The following is a 19,841-nucleotide window of genomic DNA, read 5'->3' on the forward strand; positions in this document are numbered from 1 at the left end:
TCGCCCCTTTGGGGAGAGGGTTAGGGTGAGGGGAAAACGGGCTCCTACGCTAAATCTTCGCCGTTGCTGGCAATCACTTTTTTATACCACCAGAACGATTTCTTGCGCGTGCGCGCCAGCGTACCGTTGCCCGCGTCGTCGCGGTCGACGTAGACAAAGCCATAGCGTTTACTCATCTCGCCGGTTGACGCAGCCACCAGGTCAATGCAGCCCCAGGTGGTGTAGCCCATCACCGGAATACCATCCTCAATGGCGTCGCCCATGGCGCGGATGTGCTCGCGCAGGTAGCTGATGCGGTAATCGTCGTCAATTTGCCCGTTGGCATTCACCACGTCTTTTGCACCCAGGCCGTTTTCTACCAGGAACAGCGGCTTCTGGTAGCGGTCGTACATCATGTTCATGGTGATGCGCAGACCCAGCGGGTCGATACCCCAGCCCCATTCGCTGGCCTCGATATAGGGGTTTTTCAGTGACTTAACGATATTCGCCACGTTGGTATTATTGGCGTTCATCTCCGCCGACGCGCAGCGCGAGGCGTAGTAGCTAAACGACACGAAATCGACGGTATGCTTCAGCGCCTCGTCATCACCCGGCTCTTTGGCGATGGTCACGCCTTTCTCGCGGAACACCCGCGCGGAATAGGCCGGATAAGCGCCGCGCGCCTGCACGTCGATAAAGAACAGATTCTCGCGGTCTTTCTCCAGTGCCGCCCACACGTCTTCCGGCTTGCAGGAATACGGGTAGAAATTACCGCCCGCCAGCATACAGCCCACCTGGTTTTGCGGGTTCACCTCATGGGCGATTTGGGTCGCCAGCGCGCTCGCCACCAGTTCGTGGTGCGCCGCCTGATACTTCACCTGATCCTGATTCTCGCCCTCTTCAAACACCAGCCCCGCGCCGGAGAACGGGCTGTGCAGCATGATGTTGATTTCGTTGAAGGTCAGCCAGTATTTCACCAGCCCGTCGAAGGCCTCAAAGCAGGTCCGCGCATAGCGGGTGAAAAACGCCACCATTTTGCGATTGCGCCACGAGCCATACTCGGTGACCAGATGCATCGGCACGTCGAAGTGGCAGAGAGTCACCAGCGGCTCAATGCCGTACTTTTTGCATTCGCGGAACAGGTCACGATAGAAGGCGATGCCTTCTTCGTTTGGCGTCAGCTCATCGCCATTTGGATACAGGCGGCTCCAGGCGATGGAGGTGCGAAATACGCTAAACCCCATCTCGGCCATCAGGGCAATATCCTCTTTGTAGCGATGATAGAAATCGATCGCTTGATGGCTCGGGTAGAACTCATCGTCACGTAGCGCAAAGCGCTTCTCCTGGCCGAGTTTAACCGGCAGGCGGTTGATTCCGTGGGGGATCATATCCACGGTGGTCAGACCTTTGCCGCCCTCAAGATAGGCCCCTTCGGCCTGGTTGGCGGCTAGCGCGCCGCCCCAGAGAAAGCCTTGCGGAAATGTCGACATGCGTTACCTCGCTTAAAAAATCAGGAAATTTGTGTGGCCGTGTTGCCCGCTGGCTGAGTGGCCTGACGCTTGCGCGCGTCGGCGGCGGCGTCCTCAAGCGGAATATCTTCAAAGCCCAGAATCAGCGTCAGCACGAAGGACAGCACCACCGCCAGCGCCATCACGCCGAAGACCCAGACGATAGTCATCGGATTTGACGGGTCGAAGAACTGCACGCTGGTAAACAGGCCTGGTGCGGCCATTGAATGGCTGGCAAGACCGGCTGCACCGGCGATACCGCCACAGATAAAGCCGCTAATTAGGCTGGCAATCAGCGGGCGCTTCAGACGAATGGCGACACCGTACAGCGCAGGCTCAGAAATACCGGCCAGAATGGCGGACGCGGCTGCGGCCAGTGCAGTCTGACGCAGCTCCGGGTTTTTGGTTTTCCAGGCCACCGCCAGCGACGAGCCGCCGAGCGACAGGTTGGCGCCAATTTCTGACGGCATTACCATCCCTTCTTTGCCGGTTTCGGCGATGGTCTGAATGATGGTAGGGGTAAAGACGCGGTGCATCCCGGTCATCACCAGCAGCGGCCACAGCGCGCCCATAATGGCGACGGACAGCCAGCCGAGATAGCCGTGGATGGTGTACACCAGCGCGGAGATAGCGCTACCGATCCAGATACCGATAGGGCCGATCAGCAGGATCGCCAGCGGCGCGGCAATCAGCACAATCAGCATCGGTTTGAGGAAGTTTTTGGTGACCGCCGGGGTGATTTTATCCACCCAACGCTCGATGTATGACAGACACCAGGTCATCACCAGCGCCGGGATCACCGTGTAGGTGTATTTCACCGCGGTCACCGGAATATAGGCGAACTCAACGTGCTCACCCTGCGCGGCTTTGGCCATCAGCTCGATAAAGCTCGGGTGCACCAGCACCCCGGCGATAGCGATAGCCAGCGACATGTTGGTTTTGAATTTAACCGCCGCAGAAGCGGCGACCATCAGCGGCAGGAAGAAGAATGCACCGTCGCCAATCACCGTCAGGATGGTGAGCGTCGGGGCACCTTTTGGCAGCACGCCGGTCATCTCGAGGATCATCGCCAGCAGTTTGACCATCGATCCGCCGATAATGGCGGGGATCAGCGGCGACATGGTGCCGATCAGCGCGTCGAGGATCCCGGCGCCGATGCGTTTTAAGGTGAGTTTCGGTTTCCCAACCGGCGCGGCAGGCTGCATATCGCCCGGCAGCAGGCTCACCACTTCACGGAAAGCTTGCGAGACGGTATTGCCGATAATCACCTGGCACTGATTGTCGTTACGTACCACGCCCATCACGCCGCTGATGCCTTTGAGGGTCGCGCTATCCACCAGCGTATCGTCTTTCAGCACGAAGCGCAGACGGGTCATGCAGTGGGTGACGGCGGTGATGTTATCCACCCCGCCCAGCGCGCCGACGACGGATTGCGCCAGAGCCGCATAATTTTTAGACATCGGATTTTATCCTGTTTTATCAGTAGGGTACTTTTCGTCCATTGCCGGGAATGAGGCGCAATGAAACGCTGTATAGGAAACCGGTTCCACATAATCATCATGTGTTTATTTTGCGATCTCAAGAGTTAAAATTTGTTTTTAATTTATTCGTGAAACCGATCACACAAACCCTTCGGTACTGACTTTCCGTGTTTTCCGCAGTTGCTGAAAATCACCAAACGGTGAAGTACACTGCGGGCAAATGATTTTTCAAGGATATCTATCATGACGACGATGCTGGAGGTGGCACGACGGGCGGGCGTCTCGAAAGCCACCGTCTCCCGGGTGCTGTCGGGAAACGGCTACGTGAGCCAGGAGACCAAAGACCGGGTGTTTCTGGCGATAGAAGAAAGCGGCTATCGGCCGAATTTGCTGGCGCGCAATCTGGCGACCAAAAAGACCCAAACGCTGGGGCTGGTGGTGACCAACACGCTGTACCACGGCGTCTACTTCAGCGAGCTGCTGTTTCACGCGGCGAGCATGACCGAAGCGCAGGGGCGGCGGCTGATTCTGGCCGATGGTAAACACAGCGCGCAGGAAGAACGCGAGGCGATTCAGTATCTGCTCGACCTGCGCTGCGACGGCATCATTATTTATCCGCGCTTTTTAAGCGTCGACGAAATTGACGATATTATTCAACAGCAGCAACAGCCGGTGCTGGTGATTAACCGTCGGCTCCGGCGCAACAGCAGCCACTGCGTCTATTGCGATCAGAAATCGGCCAGCCAGCAGGCGGTGGAAAAACTTATTGCCCGCGGCCATCGCGATATCGCTTTTATCACCGGTTCGCTGGATTCACCGACCGGTATTGAGCGTCTTTCCGGCTACAAAGATGCCCTGACAAAGCACGGTATTGCGCTACGTGACGAACTGATTGTCGAAGGAAAATGGACCCCGGCCACCGGCGCGGCCGGCGTGGATACGCTGCGTGAGCGTCAGGCCAGCTTTAGCGCGCTGGTTGCCAGCAACGACGATATGGCGGTCGGGGCCATCAAGCAGCTTCACGCCCATGGCGTCAGCGTTCCGCAGCAGGTGTCGGTGATTGGCTTCGATGATATTGCGCTGGCGCCCTATATGATTCCGGCGCTATCCAGCGTGCGTATCCCGGTCACCGAGATGATTAAAGAGACCATCAACCGGCTTATTTTTATGCTCGACGGCGGTGACTTTAAGTATCAACAAACCTTCCCCGGCGAGCTTATCGAACGCGATTCGATAGTCTCAGGCCCGCACGCCTAATTTCGTCAGCTGTCATCGTCATTAATGTCGATGACAGCCATTCCTGCCGTTACCGCCAAAAAATATCCTTAATAATCAGCTTAATAAAAGTTGGCTCGATTAATGCATTCTCCCGCACAATTCATTGTCATTGCTGGAGAAGTTGATGAACCGTTTCATCATTGCTGATGCGAGTAAATGTATTGGCTGCCGGACATGCGAAGTCGCATGTGTGGTTTCCCACCAGGAAGATCAGGACTGCGCAGCCCTGACGCCACAATCTTTCCTGCCGCGTATCCACGTTATTAAAGGGATGGATGTGTCCACCGCCACCGCTTGTCGCCAGTGCGAAGACGCCCCGTGCGCCAACGTCTGCCCGAACGGCGCGATTATCCGCGACAAAGGTTTTATTCACGTCATGCAGGAACGCTGCATTGGCTGTAAAACCTGCGTCGTGGCGTGCCCGTACGGCGCGATGGAAGTGGTGGTGCGTCCCGTTGTGCGTAACAGTGGTTCCGGACTGAAAATTCGTGCGGAGAAAGCAGAAGCCAACAAGTGCGATCTGTGCTTCCACCGCGAAGCCGGCCCGGCCTGTATGGAAGCCTGCCCGACCCACGCGCTGTTCTGCGTTGACCGCGACAAGCTCGAACAGCTGAGCGCTGAGAAGCGCCGTCGTACCGCGCTGGACGTGGCGACGTCGATCTCTTTCTAAAATCCCTTAATTTCTCTTTTAACAGGTCTGTTACTGATGAAAAAAATCACGAGTGTATGCCCTTACTGTGGCGCGGGTTGCAAGCTGAAGCTGGTTGTCGATAACGGTAAAATTATCCGTGCTGAGGCCGCTGACGGCCAAACCAACCAAAACGAACTGTGTCTGAAAGGCTACTACGGCTGGGACTTCCTTAACGATACCAAGCTGCTGACGCCACGATTAACACAGCCGATGATCCGCTATGAAAAGGGCGGCAAATTCACTCCCGTGAGCTGGGATGAGGCGATTCGCTACACCGCGAAGCGTCTTGGCGATATCAAAGCCAAATTCGGGCCGCGCGCGATTATGACCACCGGGTCATCGCGCGGCACCGGCAATGAAACCAACTATGTGATGCAAAAATTTGCCCGCGGTGTGCTGCATACCAACAACGTCGACTGCTGTGCGCGCGTGTGCCACGGCCCGTCGGTGGCGGGGTTGCAGGATGTACTGGGCAACGGCGCGATGAGTAACAGCATTGGCGATATCGAAAACTCGCGCTGCCTGCTGGTCTTTGGCTACAACTGTGCGGATTCGCACCCGATCGTGGCGCGTCGCGTCATTAAAGCTAAAGACAAAGGGGCCAAAATTATCGTCTGCGACCCGCGGCGCATTGAAACCGCGCGTATCGCCGACCAGCATCTGCAAATGCGCAACGGCAGCAATATGGCGCTGGTGAACGCCTTCGCCCATGTGCTGCTGGAAGAAAATCTCTACGACCAGGAGTACGTATCTCGTTTTACTACCGGGCTTGATGAGATGCGCGAAGTGGTCAAAGACTACGCCCCGGAAGCGGTAGAACATCTGACCGGTATCCCGGCGCAGCAGGTGCGTCAAGCCATGCGCACCTACGCCGCTGCACCGTCCGCCACCATTATGTGGGGCATGGGCGTCACTCAGTTTGGCCAGGCGGTTGACGTGGTGAAAGGGCTGGCAAGCTTGGCGTTGTTGACCGGCAATCTCGGGCGTGAAAACGTCGGCGTTGGCCCGGTGCGCGGGCAAAACAACGTCCAGGGGGCATGCGATATGGGCGTGCTGCCGAACCAGTTCCCAGGCTATCAGGACGTGGTTGACCCTGCCGTACGCGAGAAGTTTGCCCACGCGTGGGGGATTGATGCCAGCCTGATGGACGACAAAGTCGGCGTGCGGATCACCGAAGTGCCGCATCTGGCGCTGGAAGGGAAGGTGAAAGCCTACTACATCATGGGCGAAGACCCGCTGCAAACCGAGGCTGATTTAGGGCTGGTGCGCAAAGGGTTTGAAGCCCTCGACTTCGTGGTGGTGCAGGACATCTTTATGACCAAAACCGCCGAGCAGGCGGACGTGCTGCTACCAGCCACCTCATGGGGCGAACATGGCGGCGTCTTTACCTGCGCCGACCGCGGCTTCCAGCGTTTTGAAAAGGCCATCGAACCGACCTACAACGTGAAGCGCGACTGGGAAATCATCAGCCTGCTGGCCCGCGAAATGGGCTACCCAATGCATTACGACGACAACCAGCAAATCTGGGACGAAATGCGCGAGCTGTGCCCGCTGTTCTACGGCGTCACCTACGAGAAAATGGGTGATATGGGCCATGTGCAGTGGCCGTGTCCGACGCTCGACCATCCGGGTACCCAGTATCTGTATGAAGACAACCAGTTTGCGACGCCGGACGGCAAGGGCCATCTGTTTGCCGCACCGTGGCGCGCACCGGCTGAAATCCCGGATGCGGATTTCCCGCTGGTGCTCTGCACCGTGCGCGAAGTGGGCCACTACTCCTGTCGTTCAATGACCGGTAACTGCGCGGCGCTGCAATCGCTGGCTGATGAACCCGGCTTTGTGCAGATAAACCCAACGGATGCGCAACTGCTGAACATCCGCGACCAGCAGCTGGTGTGGGTCTCTTCGCGTCGTGGCAAAGTGATTAGCCGCGCCAACGTCAGCGAACGTATCAACCACGGCAGCGTGTACATGACCTACCAATGGTGGATTGGTGCCTGCAACGAACTGACCCAGGATAACCTCGATCCTATCTCGAAAACGCCGGAAACCAAGTATTGCGCGGTGAAGGTTGAAGCGATTGACGATCAGCGCTGGGCCGAAAACTATGCGCAAGAAAGCTATCAGTCGATGAAAACGCGTCTGAAAGTGGCGGCGCTCGGGTAAACAAATGCGTGCAAACGGTGTGCAGATCCGCATCTGCGGCAAAGTTCAGGGGGTGGGTTTTCGCCCCTTTGTCTGGCAACAGGCGAAACGGCGCGAGCGTCTTGGCGATGTCTGTAATGACAGCGCCGGCGTGCTGCTGCGACTGTACGGTGATGAGGTGGACTTTATCGCCGCGCTGTATCAGCACTGCCCGCCGCTTGCGCGCATTGATAGTACCCACGTCGAGCCCTATGACTGGCCGACGATCCCTACCGATTTTGTGATTCGCGAGAGCGGCGCGGGGGCGATGAGTACGCAAATTGTCCCCGACGCGGCAACGTGCCCCGCCTGTCTCGCGGAGATGAACGACCCCGGAGAGCGTCGCTACCGCTATCCGTTTATCAACTGCACCCACTGCGGGCCGCGCTTTACCATCATCAACGCCATGCCGTACGACCGGCCGCTGACGGTGATGGCGGCGTTCCCGCTGTGTAAAAGCTGCGAGGCAGAATACCGCAATCCTTACGACCGACGTTTTCACGCCCAGCCGGTGGCCTGTGCTGAATGCGGCCCGTGGCTCATGTGGCAAAGTGCTGAGCAAAAACTGCAAAAAGAAGCGGCGCTGCAGGCCGCTGTCGCCATGCTGGACGCGGGTGGGATCGTCGCCGTGAAAGGCATTGGCGGTTTCCATCTGGCCTGCGACGCGGAGAATTCGCAGGCGGTGGCTACGCTTCGCGCCCGTAAACATCGCCCGGCCAAACCGCTGGCGGTGATGGTGCCCACTGCCGACGCGCTGCCGCTGGAGGCCGCGTCGCTCTTAACCACCCCCGCCGCACCGATTGTGCTGGTGGCTAAAAATCAGCTGCCCGGCCTGTGCGCCGGGATTGCGCCAGATCTGGCTGAAGTGGGCGTGATGCTCCCTGCCAACCCGCTTCAACATTTGCTGATGCAGGCGCTGGGGCGCCCGCTGGTGATGACTTCCGGCAACCTGAGTGGCAAACCACCGGCGTTGACCAATCAGCAGGCGCAACACGATCTCGCCGATATTGCCGACGGTTTTCTGCTGCACAATCGCGATATCGTCCAGCGTATGGATGATTCGGTGGTACGCCAGAGCGGCGAAATGCTGCGCCGTTCCCGCGGCTATGTGCCGGACGCGCTGCCGCTGCCTCCGGGTTTTCACGATGTGCCGCCAACGCTATGCCTCGGCGCAGATATGAAAAATACCTTCTGTCTGGCGCGTGGCGACCAGGCGGTGGTCAGCCAGCACTTTGGCGACCTGACCGATGACGGCGTGGAAAGCCAATGGCAGCAGGCGCTGCGCCTGATGCAGGCGATTTACGACTTTACCCCGCAGGCCGTGGTAGCCGATTTTCATGACGGCTATCGCTCATCGCAATGGGCGCTGGCCAGCGGTCCGCCCGTCCAGCGCGTGCTGCATCACCACGCGCACATTGCCGCCTGTCTTGCCGAGCACGATTGGCCGCTGGACGGCGGCGAAGTGATTGCGATGGCGCTCGACGGTATTGGCATGGGGGAGTCTGGTGCTTTATGGGGCGGCGAGTGCCTGCGCGTGAGCTATCGCCACTGCGAACATCTCGGCGGGCTGCCGGCGGTGGCGCTGCCGGGCGGCGATCTGGCGGCGCGACAGCCGTGGCGCAATCTGCTGACACAGTGCCTGGCGTTTGTGCCGGACTGGCAGGCTTTCGCCGAAACTCAAAGCGTGCAGCACCACAACTGGCCGCTGCTGGCGCAGGCGATTTCGCGTGGAATAAACAGCCCGCGCGCCTCTTCCTGCGGCCGTCTGTTTGACGCAGTCGCCTGCGCGCTGGGCTGCGCGCCGGAAACGCTGAGCTATGAAGGGGAGGCGGCCTGTCGTCTTGAGGCACTTGCCGCCACCAGTCATAGCGTGGCGCACCCGGTAACGATGCCGGTTGTCGGCAATCAGCTGGATCTGGCGACCTTCTGGCAACGCTGGCTAAGCTGGCAGGCCGCGCCCGCCGAAAAAGCGTGGGCGTTTCACGATGCGCTGGCGCGCGGTGTGGCCGATATGATGCGGGCACATGCGCAGCAGGCCGGTATTTCTACGCTCGCCTTTGGCGGCGGCGTGCTGCACAACGCGCTGCTGCGCGCCCGGCTTTCGCACTATTTATCCGATTTCACGTTGCTCTTTCCGAAGCGTTTACCCGCCGGTGATGGGGCGATTTCATTCGGGCAGGCGGTGATCGCCGCTGCCCGAGCTCAGGCGTAAGGAGTTCTCATGTTGTTCAATGCGCTTCGCCAGCAGCCGCGTGCATCGCTGCTGGTGCTGGTTTTGCTGCTGGCGAATTTATTGGCCTGGGGCTGGGCGTGGCAGGCATTTGGTCATAACGGCGCGCTGATGGCCGCCAGCCTGCTGGCGTGGGGCTACGGCCTGCGCCATGCGGTGGATGCTGACCACATTGCGGCGATTGATAACGTCACCCGCAAAATGATGCAGCAGGGCAAGCGCCCGTTCGGCGTCGGTGCCTGGTTCTCGCTGGGACACTCGTCGATTGTGGTGCTGGCATCGGTGGCCATTGCCGCCACGGCGACCGCCTTCCAGCATAAGATGAGCTGGTTCCACGACACCGGCAGCATTATTGGCACCGCGGTGTCGGCGATATTCCTGCTGGCGATGGCGCTGGTGAACCTGATTATCCTGCGCAGCGTGTGGCGCAGTTTCCAGGCGCTGAAAAAAGGGCAGCGCATCGATACGGACGCACCGGTTGCCGGTGGGCTGATGAGCGCGCTGTTTAGTCGTACCTTCCGCCTGATTGGCAAAAGCTGGCATATGTACCTGGTGGGTTTTCTGTTCGGTCTGGGTTTTGATACCGCCACCGAAATCGGCGTGCTGGGGATCTCGGCGGCCAGCGCTTCCAGCGGGATGTCGATGTGGTCGATTATGGTCTTCCCCGCGCTGTTTGCCAGCGGTATGGCGCTGGTGGATACCCTCGATAATATCCTGATGGTTGGCGCCTACGGTTGGGCGTTCAATAAGCCGCAGCGTAAGCTCTATTACAATATGACCATCACCGGAGCCTCGGTGGTGGTGGCACTGTTTATCGGCGGGCTGGAAGCGCTGGGGCTGATTATGGATAAGTTTGCCTTAACCGGCGGGCTGTGGAGCGACGTGGCGCTGCTGAGCGATAATCTTGGTAACGCCGGTTTTGTGGTGATTGGCCTGTTTGCGCTGTGCTGGCTAGTGTCGATGGTCAACTACCGTTGGCGCAACTATGACGCGCTGGTGGTGCGTTAAAAATTGCGTCTGGGCGAGCGCCCGCCCAACGTCAGGCAAAAAAAAGCCCCGGGGCAGCGGGGCAAGCATGCGACTTTTGCGCTTCCTTGCGCATGAGGTTAAATCAAACAGTGGACAAAGCGTTTACCGATTAACTGACCAACGACTTCAACAAGCCAAAGGCCTCTTTCATTCTTTCTTCGCTAACCACGAAAGCCCGTAGCTGCTGGTTTTGGTCGTAGCCTTGCGCCAGCATACCGTCGGCGCGTGTCTCAATAGTCCAGCTCAGATCCTGACGGCGGGTTTCCCCCGCCAGGTGCAGCGGCAGATCCGGCGTTTTCACCTTCACCAGCATATTCGGCAGCTTCAGCTCGCCGGACTGGCCGAGCAGATTTTTTGCCAGACACATGGCGCTCATCAAGATGGGCTGCAGGAATGGCATCACCGCGCCGTTGATCTCGGCGCAGTCACCCAGCGCATAGATATCCGGATGGCTGGTTTGCAGCGTGCTATCGACTTTTACGCCGCGGTTAATCTCCAGACCCGCCATCCGCGCCAGCGCCGTTTCCGGGCGCAGGCCGGTGGCGGCAACCACCGCATCGACTTCCACGTGGCGGTCGCGGTCAAAGCTTGCGCGAATACCGGTCGTCGTCTGCTCCAGCCCCTGCAGCTGGCTTTTCAGCAGCAGGTGAATGCCCATATCGGTCAGACGATGCTGCAGACGGCTGCTCACCTCTGGCGGCATGAGCGAAGCCAGCACGCTGGCCGAGTTATCCACCACGGTGACCGCTTTGCCGGCGCGGCAGAAGTCCATCGCCAGCTCGCTACCAATCAAACCGCCGCCGATAATCAGCACCCGTTTAGCATCGCGCAGCGTACTTTGCGCCGCGCCAAACTCCTGCTGGCTGTTGAGGGTCAGCATCAGCTCTTTGCCCGGTACCGGCGGCACGATGGCTGACGCACCGGTCGCCAGGACCAGTTTGTCGTAGTGCCATTCGTGGTTTTGGCTTTTGACCACGTGCGCCTCGGCGTCGATTCCGGTCACCCAGGTCTGCGGAAACAGATTCAGGTTGTACTGTTCGGCGAACTCACCGGCGGTTTGCAGGGTGAGGTCGGCCGCGGTTTGCCCGCGACTGACCACGTGGCTTAAGTCCGGTTTGTTGTATTCGTCGATACTGTCGGCGGCGATGAGCGTCAATTTGACGCTCATATCCTGCTTACGGATATTTTTCACCAGTTGGCGGGCGGCGAAGCCCGAGCCAACGATCACGATGCCATGATTCATTTTGCCTCCGTTGCCATCACGTCGAAGACATCTTTGCCTAACGAGCATTCCGGGCACAGGAAGTTATCCGGGACTTCACTCCACGGTGTACCTGGCTGGACGTCCTGGTTCGGTTCACCTTTTGCTGGGTCGTATACCCACTGGCAAACGCTGCACTGCATGCTTGGGCCAAGGTCGGCGGCTGCCGCTGCGGCACAGGCGCAGTCGTCTTTTGCTGAGTCAGTTTTCGCCGTCGCTTCCGGCAGCGGTGCCAGCGCCCACTGGCGGGCAATTTCACGGCCGTGCTGGCGACAGACTTCCAGCGCATCGAGATCCGGGCGCCATTTGGCTTTCAGGCTCAGCGACATTTCAAAACCGGCATCCTGCAGACGGGTGGACAGACGGTCTACCGCGCCGCCGCTCCAGCCGTGGGAGCCAAAGGCACTGGCGCGTTTATTACGAAAGCGCAGGCCGGTCATCTCTTCGACCAGGCCGGCGATTTTCGGCATCATCACGTTGTTCATGGTTGAGGTGCCGACCAGCACGCCTTTTGAGCGGAACACGTTGGTCAGGATTTCATTTTTATCGCTGCGGGCGACGTTGAAGATTTTCACCGCCACGTTCGGGTCAACTTCGTTGATGCCCTGAGCAATCGCGTCCGCCATCATGCGGGTGTTGTTGGACATGGTGTCGTAGAAGACGGTGATGCGGTCTTCCTGATAGTCGGCGGCCCATTTCAGGTACAGCTCAACGATCTGGGTTGGGTTTTCACGCCATACCACGCCGTGCGAGGTGGCAATCATATCGACCGGCAGGTTAAAGCCGAGGATCTCGGTGATTTTTGGCGTCACCAGGCGGCTGAACGGCGTCAGAATGTTGGCGTAGTAGCGCTGGCACTGTTCAAACAGTTCGGTTTGGTCAACTTCATCGTTGAACAGGCGTTCGTCGCAGTAGTGCTGGCCGAAGGCGTCGTTACTGAACAGAACCGCATCGCCGGTCATGTAGGTCATCATGCTGTCTGGCCAGTGCAGCATTGGCGTTTCAACGAAGATCAGCTGTTTGCCGTTGCCAATATCCAGCGAGTCGCCGGTTTTCACCACGTGGAAGTTCCATTCCGGGTGATGGTGATGGCCGTTGATGGAGTCAATGGCGTTGGCGGTGCAGTAGATTGGCGTGTCCGGGATCTGCGCCATCAGTTCGGTCAGCGCACCCGCGTGGTCTTCTTCCGCGTGGTTAATGATGATGTAGTCAATGTCTGCGAGGTCGATTTCGCCGCGCAGGTTTTGCACGAATTCGCGGCTGAACTTATGGTCGACGGTGTCGATCAGGACGTTTTTCTCTTCACGAATAAGGTAGCTGTTGTAGCTGCTGCCGCGCAGTGTTTTATATTCGGTGCCGTGGAAATCACGAACTTCCCAGTCACGTTGGCCAACCCAATGAATGTTATTTTTAACCAGAATAGACATAGCAACCTCAATAATTAATTCAGCGTTTTTCAAAAAAGATGTTTTGCTTATTGCAGGCTGCGTGCCAACTTTTTAATTTATTGATTTATATAATATTAATAATTTATACCTCTTTGTTGTTAGTCAAAATGACTATGCTAAATATTGTCAATATGACATCATGCATTGTCAAAATGACTGTGAGGTTGCCATGAGCTTTTCCGTAGACGTGCTGGCAGGCATCGCCATTGAATTACAACGCGGTGTCGGTCATCAGGACCGTTTTCAGCGGCTGATCACCACGCTGCGTCAGGTGCTGGAGTGCGATGCGTCGGCGCTGCTGCGCTATGACGCGCGGCAGTTTATTCCGCTGGCGATTGATGGGCTGGCCAAAGATGTTCTCGGCAGACGCTTCACGCTGGAAGGGCATCCGCGTCTGGAGGCTATCGCCCGCGCCGGTGATGTGGTTCGCTTCCCGGCGGATAGCGATTTGCCCGACCCCTACGATGGCCTGATTCCCGGCCAGGAGAGCTTAAAAGTCCACGCCTGTATCGGCCTGCCGCTGTTTGCCGGACAAAATTTAATTGGCGCGCTGACCCTCGACGGCATGTCGCCGGACCAGTTCGACGTGTTCAGCGATGAAGAGCTGCGGCTGATTGCCGCGCTGGCGGCGGGAGCGCTGAGCAATGCGCTGCTGATAGAACAGCTGGAAAGTCAGAACATGCTGCCCGGTTCGGCGAGTGACTTTGAACAGGTCAAAGAGACACAGATGATTGGCTTGTCGCCGGGCATGATGCAGCTGAAAAAAGAGATTGAGATTGTCGCAGCCTCTGATTTGAACGTGCTGATTAGCGGTGAAACCGGCACCGGCAAAGAGCTGGTGGCGAAAGCGATTCACGAAGGTTCGCCGCGCGCGGTTAGCCCGCTGGTGTACCTGAACTGCGCCGCGCTGCCGGAAAGCGTCGCCGAAAGCGAGCTGTTTGGTCACGTGAAGGGCGCCTTTACCGGTGCCATCAGCAACCGTAGCGGCAAGTTTGAAATGGCGGATAACGGGACGCTGTTCCTCGATGAAATCGGCGAACTGTCGCTGGCCCTGCAGGCCAAGCTGCTGCGCGTTTTGCAATATGGCGATATTCAGCGCGTGGGTGACGATCGCAGCCTGCGCGTGGACGTGCGGGTGCTGGCTGCTACCAACCGCGACCTGCGTGATGAAGTGCTGGCGGGTAATTTCCGCGCTGACCTGTTCCATCGTCTGAGCGTATTCCCGCTGTTTGTGCCGCCGCTGCGCGAACGTGGTGACGACGTGGTGCTGCTGGCGGGCTATTTCTGCGAGCAGTGTCGGCTGCGCCTGGGGCTGTCGCGTGTGGTGCTAAGCACGGCCGCGCGGGTGCATCTGCAAAACTACGGCTGGCCGGGAAATGTGCGCGAGCTGGAACATGCGGTGCACCGTGCGGTGGTTCTGGCGCGGGCGGCCCGCAGCAGCGGAGAAGTGGTGCTGGAGGTACAGCACTTTGCGTTCCAGGAAGGGGCAATGAGTACGGCGGTTGCCGAAATGCCTGCGTCAACGCCTATCGCGGCGGTCAACAATCTGCGTGACGCTACGGAGCATTTTCAGCGGGAGATGATTCGCAACGCGCTGGAAACGCATCAGCATAATTGGGCGGCGAGCGCGCGGGCGCTGGAGACAGACGTCGCCAACCTGCACCGGCTGGCGAAACGTCTGGGGCTGAAGGATTAAAGAATTCCGGCCTGGTAGAAGTTGTGTAAATTGATGGCGCCGACCAGACGGTGGTGTTCATCGACCACCGGAGCGGCGCTGATTTTCAGCTTCATCAGCTGTTCTTTGGCATCAATAGCGCGCGCCTGATCGTTAAGCGTCACGCCGCCTTTGGTCATCGCATCAGTCACAATATCAGCCAGCGTGCCGCCGCCGACGAGCCAGCGACGCAGGTCGCCGTCGGTAAAGACGCCTTGCACCTGAGACTGATCGTCGCAGACCGCGACCATCCCCATCCCGGTACGGCTGAGTTCAAGCATTGCATCCATAACGCTGGCGTGGATGCTCACCTGTGGGGTATCGACATCCTGGCGCATCAGATGATGCACGCGGTTTAACAGGCGTGCGCCAAGCGCCCCGGCGGGATGCGAGCGGGCAAAATCTTCTTCGTTGAAACCACGAGCCTGCATTACGGCGATAGCCAGCGCGTCACCCATCATCAGCGTGTTGACGGTGCTGGACGTTGGGGCAAGGTGCATCGGACAGGCTTCACGTTCGACGGCAATATCCAGCACGGCGTCAGCCGCCAGCGCTAGCGGAGAGTTGGCTTTGCCGGTCATCGCCAGCAGCACGACGGATTTCTCTTTCAGGCGGGGAATGATGTGATCAAGTTCTTTCGCGCCGCCGGAGTAGGAGATAAACAGCATCACGTCGCGGCTTTCTACCATCCCTAAGTCACCGTGCAGCGCTTCTGCCGGGTGAACAAAAAAGGCTGGGGTGCCGGTGCTGGCGAGCGTGGCGGCTATTTTCTTGCCGATATGACCTGATTTACCCATACCGGAGACAATCACTTTGCCATCACAGTGGATAATGGTTTTGGCTGCGCGAACAAAATCATCGCCCAAACGCTCCGGCAGACGGCTGGCTTCTTGTAATTCCAGCATCAATGTCTGACGGCCCGCATTTAGTAGTGCATCACTCATTGCTTTCTCCGGTTATGATTACTTCAATCCCTTTTTCTTCCAGCGCCTGACGAAACGCTGGATCGATACCTGCATCGGTAATCAATTTATCGACGCTTTCCAGACTGCACACCACATTAGGGCTTTTACGTCCGAATTTTGATGAGTCTGCCATCAGAATCACTTCGCGAGCGGCGTTGCACATCGCTTTACTGACGGTATAGACCTCGTTAAAAGTGGTCACTCCGGCGTTAAGATCGATACCATCGGTGCCCATGAAGAGTTTATCAAAACTGAACTGCGCGAAGGCATTTTCTGCCAGCTGTCCGTGAAATGACGCCGATTTTTTGCGGAAAGTCCCGCCGGGCATCAGGATTGTCTGCTCGTTATCCAGCTCTGCAAGCGCGTTAACAATATGCAGGCTGTTGGTCATCACGGTGATGTTACGAAAGCGGGCCAGCATTGGCACCATCTGCAAAACGGTGCTTCCGGCATCAAGAATGATTGAGTCACCATCATGAATAAAGTCGATGGCGGCCTCGGCGATCAGCTCTTTTTTACGGGTATTAATCAGCGTTTTATGATCGATTGGCGGGTCGGATTCATCTTTATTCAACACCACGCCCCCGTAGGTACGAATGACGGTTCCGGCATCTTCCAGAATGACCAGGTCTTTGCGGATGGTGGTGCCAGTGGTGTCGAAGTGCAGGGCAAGTTCTTCGACCGAGCATTTCCCCTGTTTTTGCAGGTGCTCTAAGATGGCGGCCTGGCGCTGACGAGGTTTCATAGATGCGATTACCCTGAATTAAATTATCGAAATGATAACTTCGCAAGCTAATAGCATTCACAACGAAATTATCAATGTTTCAGTTTAAGCGCTAATGATAGAGCATTCTGCAATAGCGGATCATGGGGAAAGATCACATCAGGCTGTAATTCATCAATATGTTTGCCCAATATGGTGGCAATTTTAGTCGGCTTGGCAAACACGGTAAGCCCTTTCATAAAGAGCGTGTCTGCGACATGCAGTTGCTCATCAAGTGCAATGGCGACGATAACGCGCGGTTTAAAACGGCCACCGGAGCGTCCTACGCCGACTCGCCCAAACTGGCAGAGCTTATCGAATGCACGATTAAAACGATAAATTTGCCAACCTCCCAAAGCCAGCTGCGCGCACCAGGCAATAATGGCGACGGTAATCAGTGCTGAGATCATATCGAACTCCTGGTTGTCAGATGACCGCTGCGCCTTTCTGGCCGATACAGGATGCGGTATCGGCAGGTTTCCTGGCGCAGCGCCATCGAACATGACTTCTCTTAGAACATAACCTGGCCGCCGGTGACGTTGATCGATTGTCCGGTGCAGTAGGAAGCTTTGTGGCTGGCGTAGAACAGCAGCATATTCAGTACATCCTGATAGTCGCAGCCGCGCTTAAGCGGCACTTTATCAATGTAATACTGTTCCACTTCGTCAGTCTTGAGGCCGAGCTTGGTCGCATACTGCGGTAGTAAAGACTGGAACATAGGGGATTTAAGGAGGTTCCCGAGCATCAGAGAATGGACGGTAATCCCATACTCAGCCAGGTCTAATGCCAGCGATTGCGTTAAGCCCACACCGCCAAATTTTGCGGCACTGTAGCCGGAGTTGTGTTTGCTACCCACTTTGCCGGATTTTGAGTTGATCTGGATAATGCGTCCCTCAATACCGTCGCGGATCATCAGCCGGGAGAACTCTCGAGCGCACAGGAAGTAGCCCACCAAATTAACCTGTAGTGAACGGTCGAAATCGCCGAGTTGGAAATCGCTGATGAACGCCGCTTTGGCAATGCCCGCGCTGTAGACCAGCAGATCGGCGCGGCCAAAAATCTCATCGACTCCGCGTGACAGTGCCAGAACGCTCTGTTCACTGGTGGCATCAGCGCCAAAGCCGTATGCCTTACCCTCACCAAATTCACTGTTAATTTCCTGCGCGACGTTTGCGGCTTTATCGCTCTGGATATCGACGATCGCCACGCGGTATCCCTCTGCGGCAAGCCCACGGCAGAGGAATGCCCCGAGGGTTTGGCCTCCACCAATGACAACGGCAACCTGATTCATTTTTCTCTCCTTAAATTTAAGCCATAAACTTCAAAGTACAGCCCGGCACGATAGTGCTCGGTACCGGCCCCGCAACGTGTACGGTGCCGGGAAATTTCGCTTCGATCATTGCGTCAAAGCACACGGTGATATGCCCCAGTTCTCGCAGATTTTCCTCTACCACGCTGCCTACCGCAGTGACCGGATAGCGTTGTTCGCCGAGTTCAAACTGTGCACCGGGTTGCAGATGACCCTTGAGTTCTCCGTGACAGTGGAGAAAGCAAAAATCTTCGATATCCGCTGGTGCTCCTTCACGGAAGGTAATCAGCATTTGGTCATCCAATGCATCCGGTGCGTTCTGACCAATGCGGGTAATAGTTGTCTGATAAATCACGGTCATATCGGGATCTCTTATTGATAAATAAAGCCGGAAACAAACCAGGCGATGAGCACGGTTGGCGCGCCGGTCAGGAAGCGGCTCACCAGCACCGATGGGACGCCGACACGGACGGTATCCTGACGGGCTTCCGCCAGCGATAAGCAAAATCGCATGCGGCCTGGGCGTTAATCGCAAACAGCGCTGGAAGCGCCAGATGGGGGGGAATATTGCCCATGCCAATCTGTACGCCAATTAGCACGCCGATAACCTGAGCGATGACCGCGCCAGGGCCGAGGAATGGCGATAGCAGTGGGAAGGAACAGATGAGTGCCAGCGTGACTAATCCCAGCGGATGGCTGGCAAGCGGCGCCAGACCATGGGCAATCCAGTCACCAAGGCCAGAGGCCATAATGATGCCGATAAGCGCTGAGACAAATGCCATGAATGGCAGAATGGTTTTCAGCACCGTATCGATGGTGTCGCGTCCGGCCTGAAAGAGCACCGCAACGGCGGAACCCATGCCCATACCGACCTTTGCCAATAGGCCATCGCTTTGTTCGGTTATCTTCTTGCTGGCGTCGTATTCGCGCCCGGCCTTGGCTTTTGCGGGGCGCGGGGTTTCTGAGGACCCGCTAACGACGCTGATGTTTTGTTCTCTCACCCCGGAGACGTAAATGTCCTCCACGATGTACTGTGCCAGCGGTCCGGATTTCCCAGTTGAGTGAATATTGATGGTCGGAATACGTCGCTTGGGATAGATTCCGCAGCGCAGCGTACCGCCACAGTCGATGATAGCGATGCCGATCTCCGACTCCGGCGGTTCGCCTTCCTTAAAACCATCTACCGCTTGCCAGCCCGTTAACTGCGCCAGTTTGTCGACGATAGCTGGGCGAGTGCCCGCGGTGATATAGACAATTTTCTTGCCGTCGATGACGTCCAGCTCAAGTGGGCCTCCCCAGCCGCCAGCGCCTTTTTCAATTCGGATGCGTGTCATGATGTAGCTCCCGCCAGACTGACTTTCTGCTCAAGTTGGATACCCATTTTTTTCTCGAAAATAGAGGTGGTGAGATCGGTCACCCAGCCGCGGAAGAAGTTAGTTACCAGACCGAGTAGCAGATAGCTCACGGCTAGCGGGCCAAGAGGAAGCCCCAGCGTTGTCAGGCCGCTGGCAATTCCCAGATAAACAAAAAGCTCACCTGGGTTGATGTGGGGGAATAAACCGTTCATCGAATGACAGCTGTAGGATGCAGCGGCGTAGTAGCTCGGCTTGTATTTCTCCGGCATAAAGCGGCCCAGGCTTAGGGTCATTGGGTTACAAAACACGAACGTACCAATGCAAGGCAGCAGCAGGTAGCGGGATACGGGGTTGCCAGCGCAGCGCTGAGCAAAATATTCAATACGTTGCTGGCCGATAAAATGAATCAGCGCATTCATGATGACCAGCAGACTAATCAATAGGGGAATAATGCCAGCCACCATCCCGGTGAACACCTCTCCGCCTTTTTGGAATAGCCCGATGAACCACTCCGCACCATGTGTAATGGTTTCGATCATTGTTTTCTCCTGTAGTGAATTATCGTTATCTTTCCAGATGTGAATCATTTTAATCAGATCGAAAGGTTTTAAAGTGTTATTTTGATCTCAATTTGAAAGATAAATAT

General features: G+C 57.1%; 16 protein-coding genes and 1 pseudogene. 6 read left to right on the forward strand and 11 right to left on the reverse strand.

What is annotated here, in order from left to right; translation table 11 throughout:
* Positions 1-44: 44 nt before the first annotated feature.
* Together LZ634_RS05825 and ascF are read right to left on the reverse strand one after the other, a co-directional pair.
* A complete protein-coding gene (locus LZ634_RS05825; protein WP_234502995.1) occupies positions 45-1,469 on the reverse strand; it encodes a 6-phospho-beta-glucosidase in 1,425 nt (474 codons plus the stop codon).
* Positions 1,470-1,489: 20 nt separating this feature from the next.
* Positions 1,490-2,947, reverse strand: coding sequence for a PTS cellobiose/arbutin/salicin transporter subunit IIBC (gene ascF, locus LZ634_RS05830; protein WP_234502997.1), 1,458 nt, complete (start codon positions 2,945-2,947; stop codon positions 1,490-1,492).
* A gap of 264 nt (positions 2,948-3,211) precedes the next feature.
* Between ascF and LZ634_RS05835 the strand changes: the two genes are divergently transcribed.
* The 5 genes from LZ634_RS05835 (at position 3,212) to LZ634_RS05855 (ending at position 10,359) form a co-directional block, all read left to right on the forward strand.
* Positions 3,212-4,225 carry a LacI family DNA-binding transcriptional regulator gene (locus tag LZ634_RS05835; protein WP_234503000.1) on the forward strand — a complete coding sequence of 338 codons (1,014 nt, stop codon included), beginning with the start codon at positions 3,212-3,214 and terminating at the stop codon, positions 4,223-4,225.
* A gap of 145 nt (positions 4,226-4,370) precedes the next feature.
* Positions 4,371-4,916, forward strand: coding sequence for an electron transport protein HydN (hydN, locus tag LZ634_RS05840; RefSeq protein ID WP_052282200.1), 546 nt, complete (start codon positions 4,371-4,373; stop codon positions 4,914-4,916).
* Between the two features lie 36 nt (positions 4,917-4,952).
* Positions 4,953-7,103, forward strand: a complete 2,151-nt coding sequence (gene fdhF / locus LZ634_RS05845; protein WP_234503003.1) for a formate dehydrogenase subunit alpha — start codon at positions 4,953-4,955, stop codon at positions 7,101-7,103.
* A gap of 4 nt (positions 7,104-7,107) precedes the next feature.
* Positions 7,108-9,333: a carbamoyltransferase HypF gene (gene hypF, locus LZ634_RS05850; protein ID WP_234503006.1), complete on the forward strand. Its 2,226-nt coding sequence runs from the start codon at positions 7,108-7,110 to the stop codon at positions 9,331-9,333.
* A 9-nt stretch (positions 9,334-9,342) separates the two neighbouring features.
* The gene (locus LZ634_RS05855; protein WP_061284453.1) at positions 9,343-10,359 is read left to right on the forward strand and encodes a HoxN/HupN/NixA family nickel/cobalt transporter; all 1,017 of its coding nucleotides are present in this window, start codon (positions 9,343-9,345) and stop codon (positions 10,357-10,359) included.
* Between the two features lie 130 nt (positions 10,360-10,489).
* On the opposite strand, the gene norW is transcribed toward LZ634_RS05855, so the two are convergent.
* Together norW and norV are read right to left on the reverse strand one after the other, a co-directional pair.
* Positions 10,490-11,623: an NADH:flavorubredoxin reductase NorW gene (norW, locus tag LZ634_RS05860; protein WP_234503008.1), complete on the reverse strand. Its 1,134-nt coding sequence runs from the start codon at positions 11,621-11,623 to the stop codon at positions 10,490-10,492.
* Positions 11,620-13,068 (reverse strand): anaerobic nitric oxide reductase flavorubredoxin, encoded by a 1,449-nt coding sequence (gene norV / locus LZ634_RS05865; RefSeq protein WP_234503010.1) that lies wholly within the window; start codon positions 13,066-13,068, stop codon positions 11,620-11,622. The genes norW and norV overlap by 4 nt, the downstream gene beginning before the upstream one ends.
* 190 nt (positions 13,069-13,258) lie before the next feature.
* Between norV and norR the strand changes: the two genes are divergently transcribed.
* Positions 13,259-14,785: a nitric oxide reductase transcriptional regulator NorR gene (norR, locus tag LZ634_RS05870; protein ID WP_234503012.1), complete on the forward strand. Its 1,527-nt coding sequence runs from the start codon at positions 13,259-13,261 to the stop codon at positions 14,783-14,785.
* Here norR and gutQ read toward each other — a convergent pair.
* From gutQ to srlA, 7 genes and pseudogenes are all read right to left on the reverse strand, one after another.
* Positions 14,782-15,747: an arabinose-5-phosphate isomerase GutQ gene (gene gutQ / locus LZ634_RS05875; RefSeq protein ID WP_234503015.1), complete on the reverse strand. Its 966-nt coding sequence runs from the start codon at positions 15,745-15,747 to the stop codon at positions 14,782-14,784. The two genes, norR and gutQ, sit on opposite strands and share 4 nt — an antisense overlap.
* Positions 15,740-16,513, reverse strand: a complete 774-nt coding sequence (gene srlR / locus LZ634_RS05880) for a glucitol operon DNA-binding transcriptional repressor SrlR (protein ID WP_234503018.1) — start codon at positions 16,511-16,513, stop codon at positions 15,740-15,742. Before srlR ends, gutQ begins: the two co-directional genes overlap by 8 nt.
* Positions 16,514-16,584: 71 nt before the next feature.
* Entirely contained in the window at positions 16,585-16,941 is a 357-nt protein-coding gene (gene gutM / locus LZ634_RS05885) for a transcriptional regulator GutM (RefSeq protein ID WP_234503149.1), read from the reverse strand.
* Positions 16,942-17,042: 101 nt separating this feature from the next.
* On the reverse strand, positions 17,043-17,822 hold the full coding sequence (srlD, locus tag LZ634_RS05890) for a sorbitol-6-phosphate dehydrogenase (protein WP_234503021.1): 780 nt from the start codon (positions 17,820-17,822) through the stop codon (positions 17,043-17,045).
* A 16-nt stretch (positions 17,823-17,838) separates the two neighbouring features.
* On the reverse strand, positions 17,839-18,201 hold the full coding sequence (gene srlB / locus LZ634_RS05895; protein ID WP_234503026.1) for a PTS glucitol/sorbitol transporter subunit IIA: 363 nt from the start codon (positions 18,199-18,201) through the stop codon (positions 17,839-17,841).
* 11 nt (positions 18,202-18,212) lie between these two features.
* Positions 18,213-19,174: pseudogene (locus LZ634_RS05900) on the reverse strand (PTS glucitol/sorbitol transporter subunit IIB).
* A complete protein-coding gene (srlA, locus tag LZ634_RS05905) occupies positions 19,171-19,734 on the reverse strand; it encodes a PTS glucitol/sorbitol transporter subunit IIC (RefSeq protein WP_234503029.1) in 564 nt (187 codons plus the stop codon). The pseudogene LZ634_RS05900 and the gene srlA overlap by 4 nt, the downstream one beginning before the upstream one ends.
* Positions 19,735-19,841 lie beyond the last annotated feature (107 nt).

Source organism: Kluyvera intermedia, assembly GCF_021440345.1.
Lineage (GTDB): Bacteria > Pseudomonadota > Gammaproteobacteria > Enterobacterales > Enterobacteriaceae > Kluyvera > Kluyvera intermedia_A.

Excerpts from the sequence above, each read along its gene's own strand:
- hydN (WP_052282200.1), top strand. The coding sequence starts at position 4,371 with ATGAACCGTTTCATCATTGCTGATGCGAGTAAATGTATTGGCTGCCGG.
- LZ634_RS05825 (WP_234502995.1), bottom strand. The coding sequence starts at position 1,469 with ATGTCGACATTTCCGCAAGGCTTTCTCTGGGGCGGCGCGCTAGCCGCC.
- norV (WP_234503010.1), bottom strand. The coding sequence starts at position 13,068 with ATGTCTATTCTGGTTAAAAATAACATTCATTGGGTTGGCCAACGTGAC.
- gutQ (WP_234503015.1), bottom strand. The coding sequence starts at position 15,747 with ATGAGTGATGCACTACTAAATGCGGGCCGTCAGACATTGATGCTGGAA.
- norW (WP_234503008.1), bottom strand. The coding sequence starts at position 11,623 with ATGAATCATGGCATCGTGATCGTTGGCTCGGGCTTCGCCGCCCGCCAA.
- LZ634_RS05835 (WP_234503000.1), top strand. The coding sequence starts at position 3,212 with ATGACGACGATGCTGGAGGTGGCACGACGGGCGGGCGTCTCGAAAGCC.
- norR (WP_234503012.1), top strand. The coding sequence starts at position 13,259 with ATGAGCTTTTCCGTAGACGTGCTGGCAGGCATCGCCATTGAATTACAA.
- ascF (WP_234502997.1), bottom strand. The coding sequence starts at position 2,947 with ATGTCTAAAAATTATGCGGCTCTGGCGCAATCCGTCGTCGGCGCGCTG.
- srlA (WP_234503029.1), bottom strand. The coding sequence starts at position 19,734 with ATGATCGAAACCATTACACATGGTGCGGAGTGGTTCATCGGGCTATTC.
- hypF (WP_234503006.1), top strand. The coding sequence starts at position 7,108 with ATGCGTGCAAACGGTGTGCAGATCCGCATCTGCGGCAAAGTTCAGGGG.
- LZ634_RS05855 (WP_061284453.1), top strand. The coding sequence starts at position 9,343 with ATGTTGTTCAATGCGCTTCGCCAGCAGCCGCGTGCATCGCTGCTGGTG.
- gutM (WP_234503149.1), bottom strand. The coding sequence starts at position 16,941 with ATGATCTCAGCACTGATTACCGTCGCCATTATTGCCTGGTGCGCGCAG.
- srlD (WP_234503021.1), bottom strand. The coding sequence starts at position 17,822 with ATGAATCAGGTTGCCGTTGTCATTGGTGGAGGCCAAACCCTCGGGGCA.
- srlR (WP_234503018.1), bottom strand. The coding sequence starts at position 16,513 with ATGAAACCTCGTCAGCGCCAGGCCGCCATCTTAGAGCACCTGCAAAAA.
- srlB (WP_234503026.1), bottom strand. The coding sequence starts at position 18,201 with ATGACCGTGATTTATCAGACAACTATTACCCGCATTGGTCAGAACGCA.
- fdhF (WP_234503003.1), top strand. The coding sequence starts at position 4,953 with ATGAAAAAAATCACGAGTGTATGCCCTTACTGTGGCGCGGGTTGCAAG.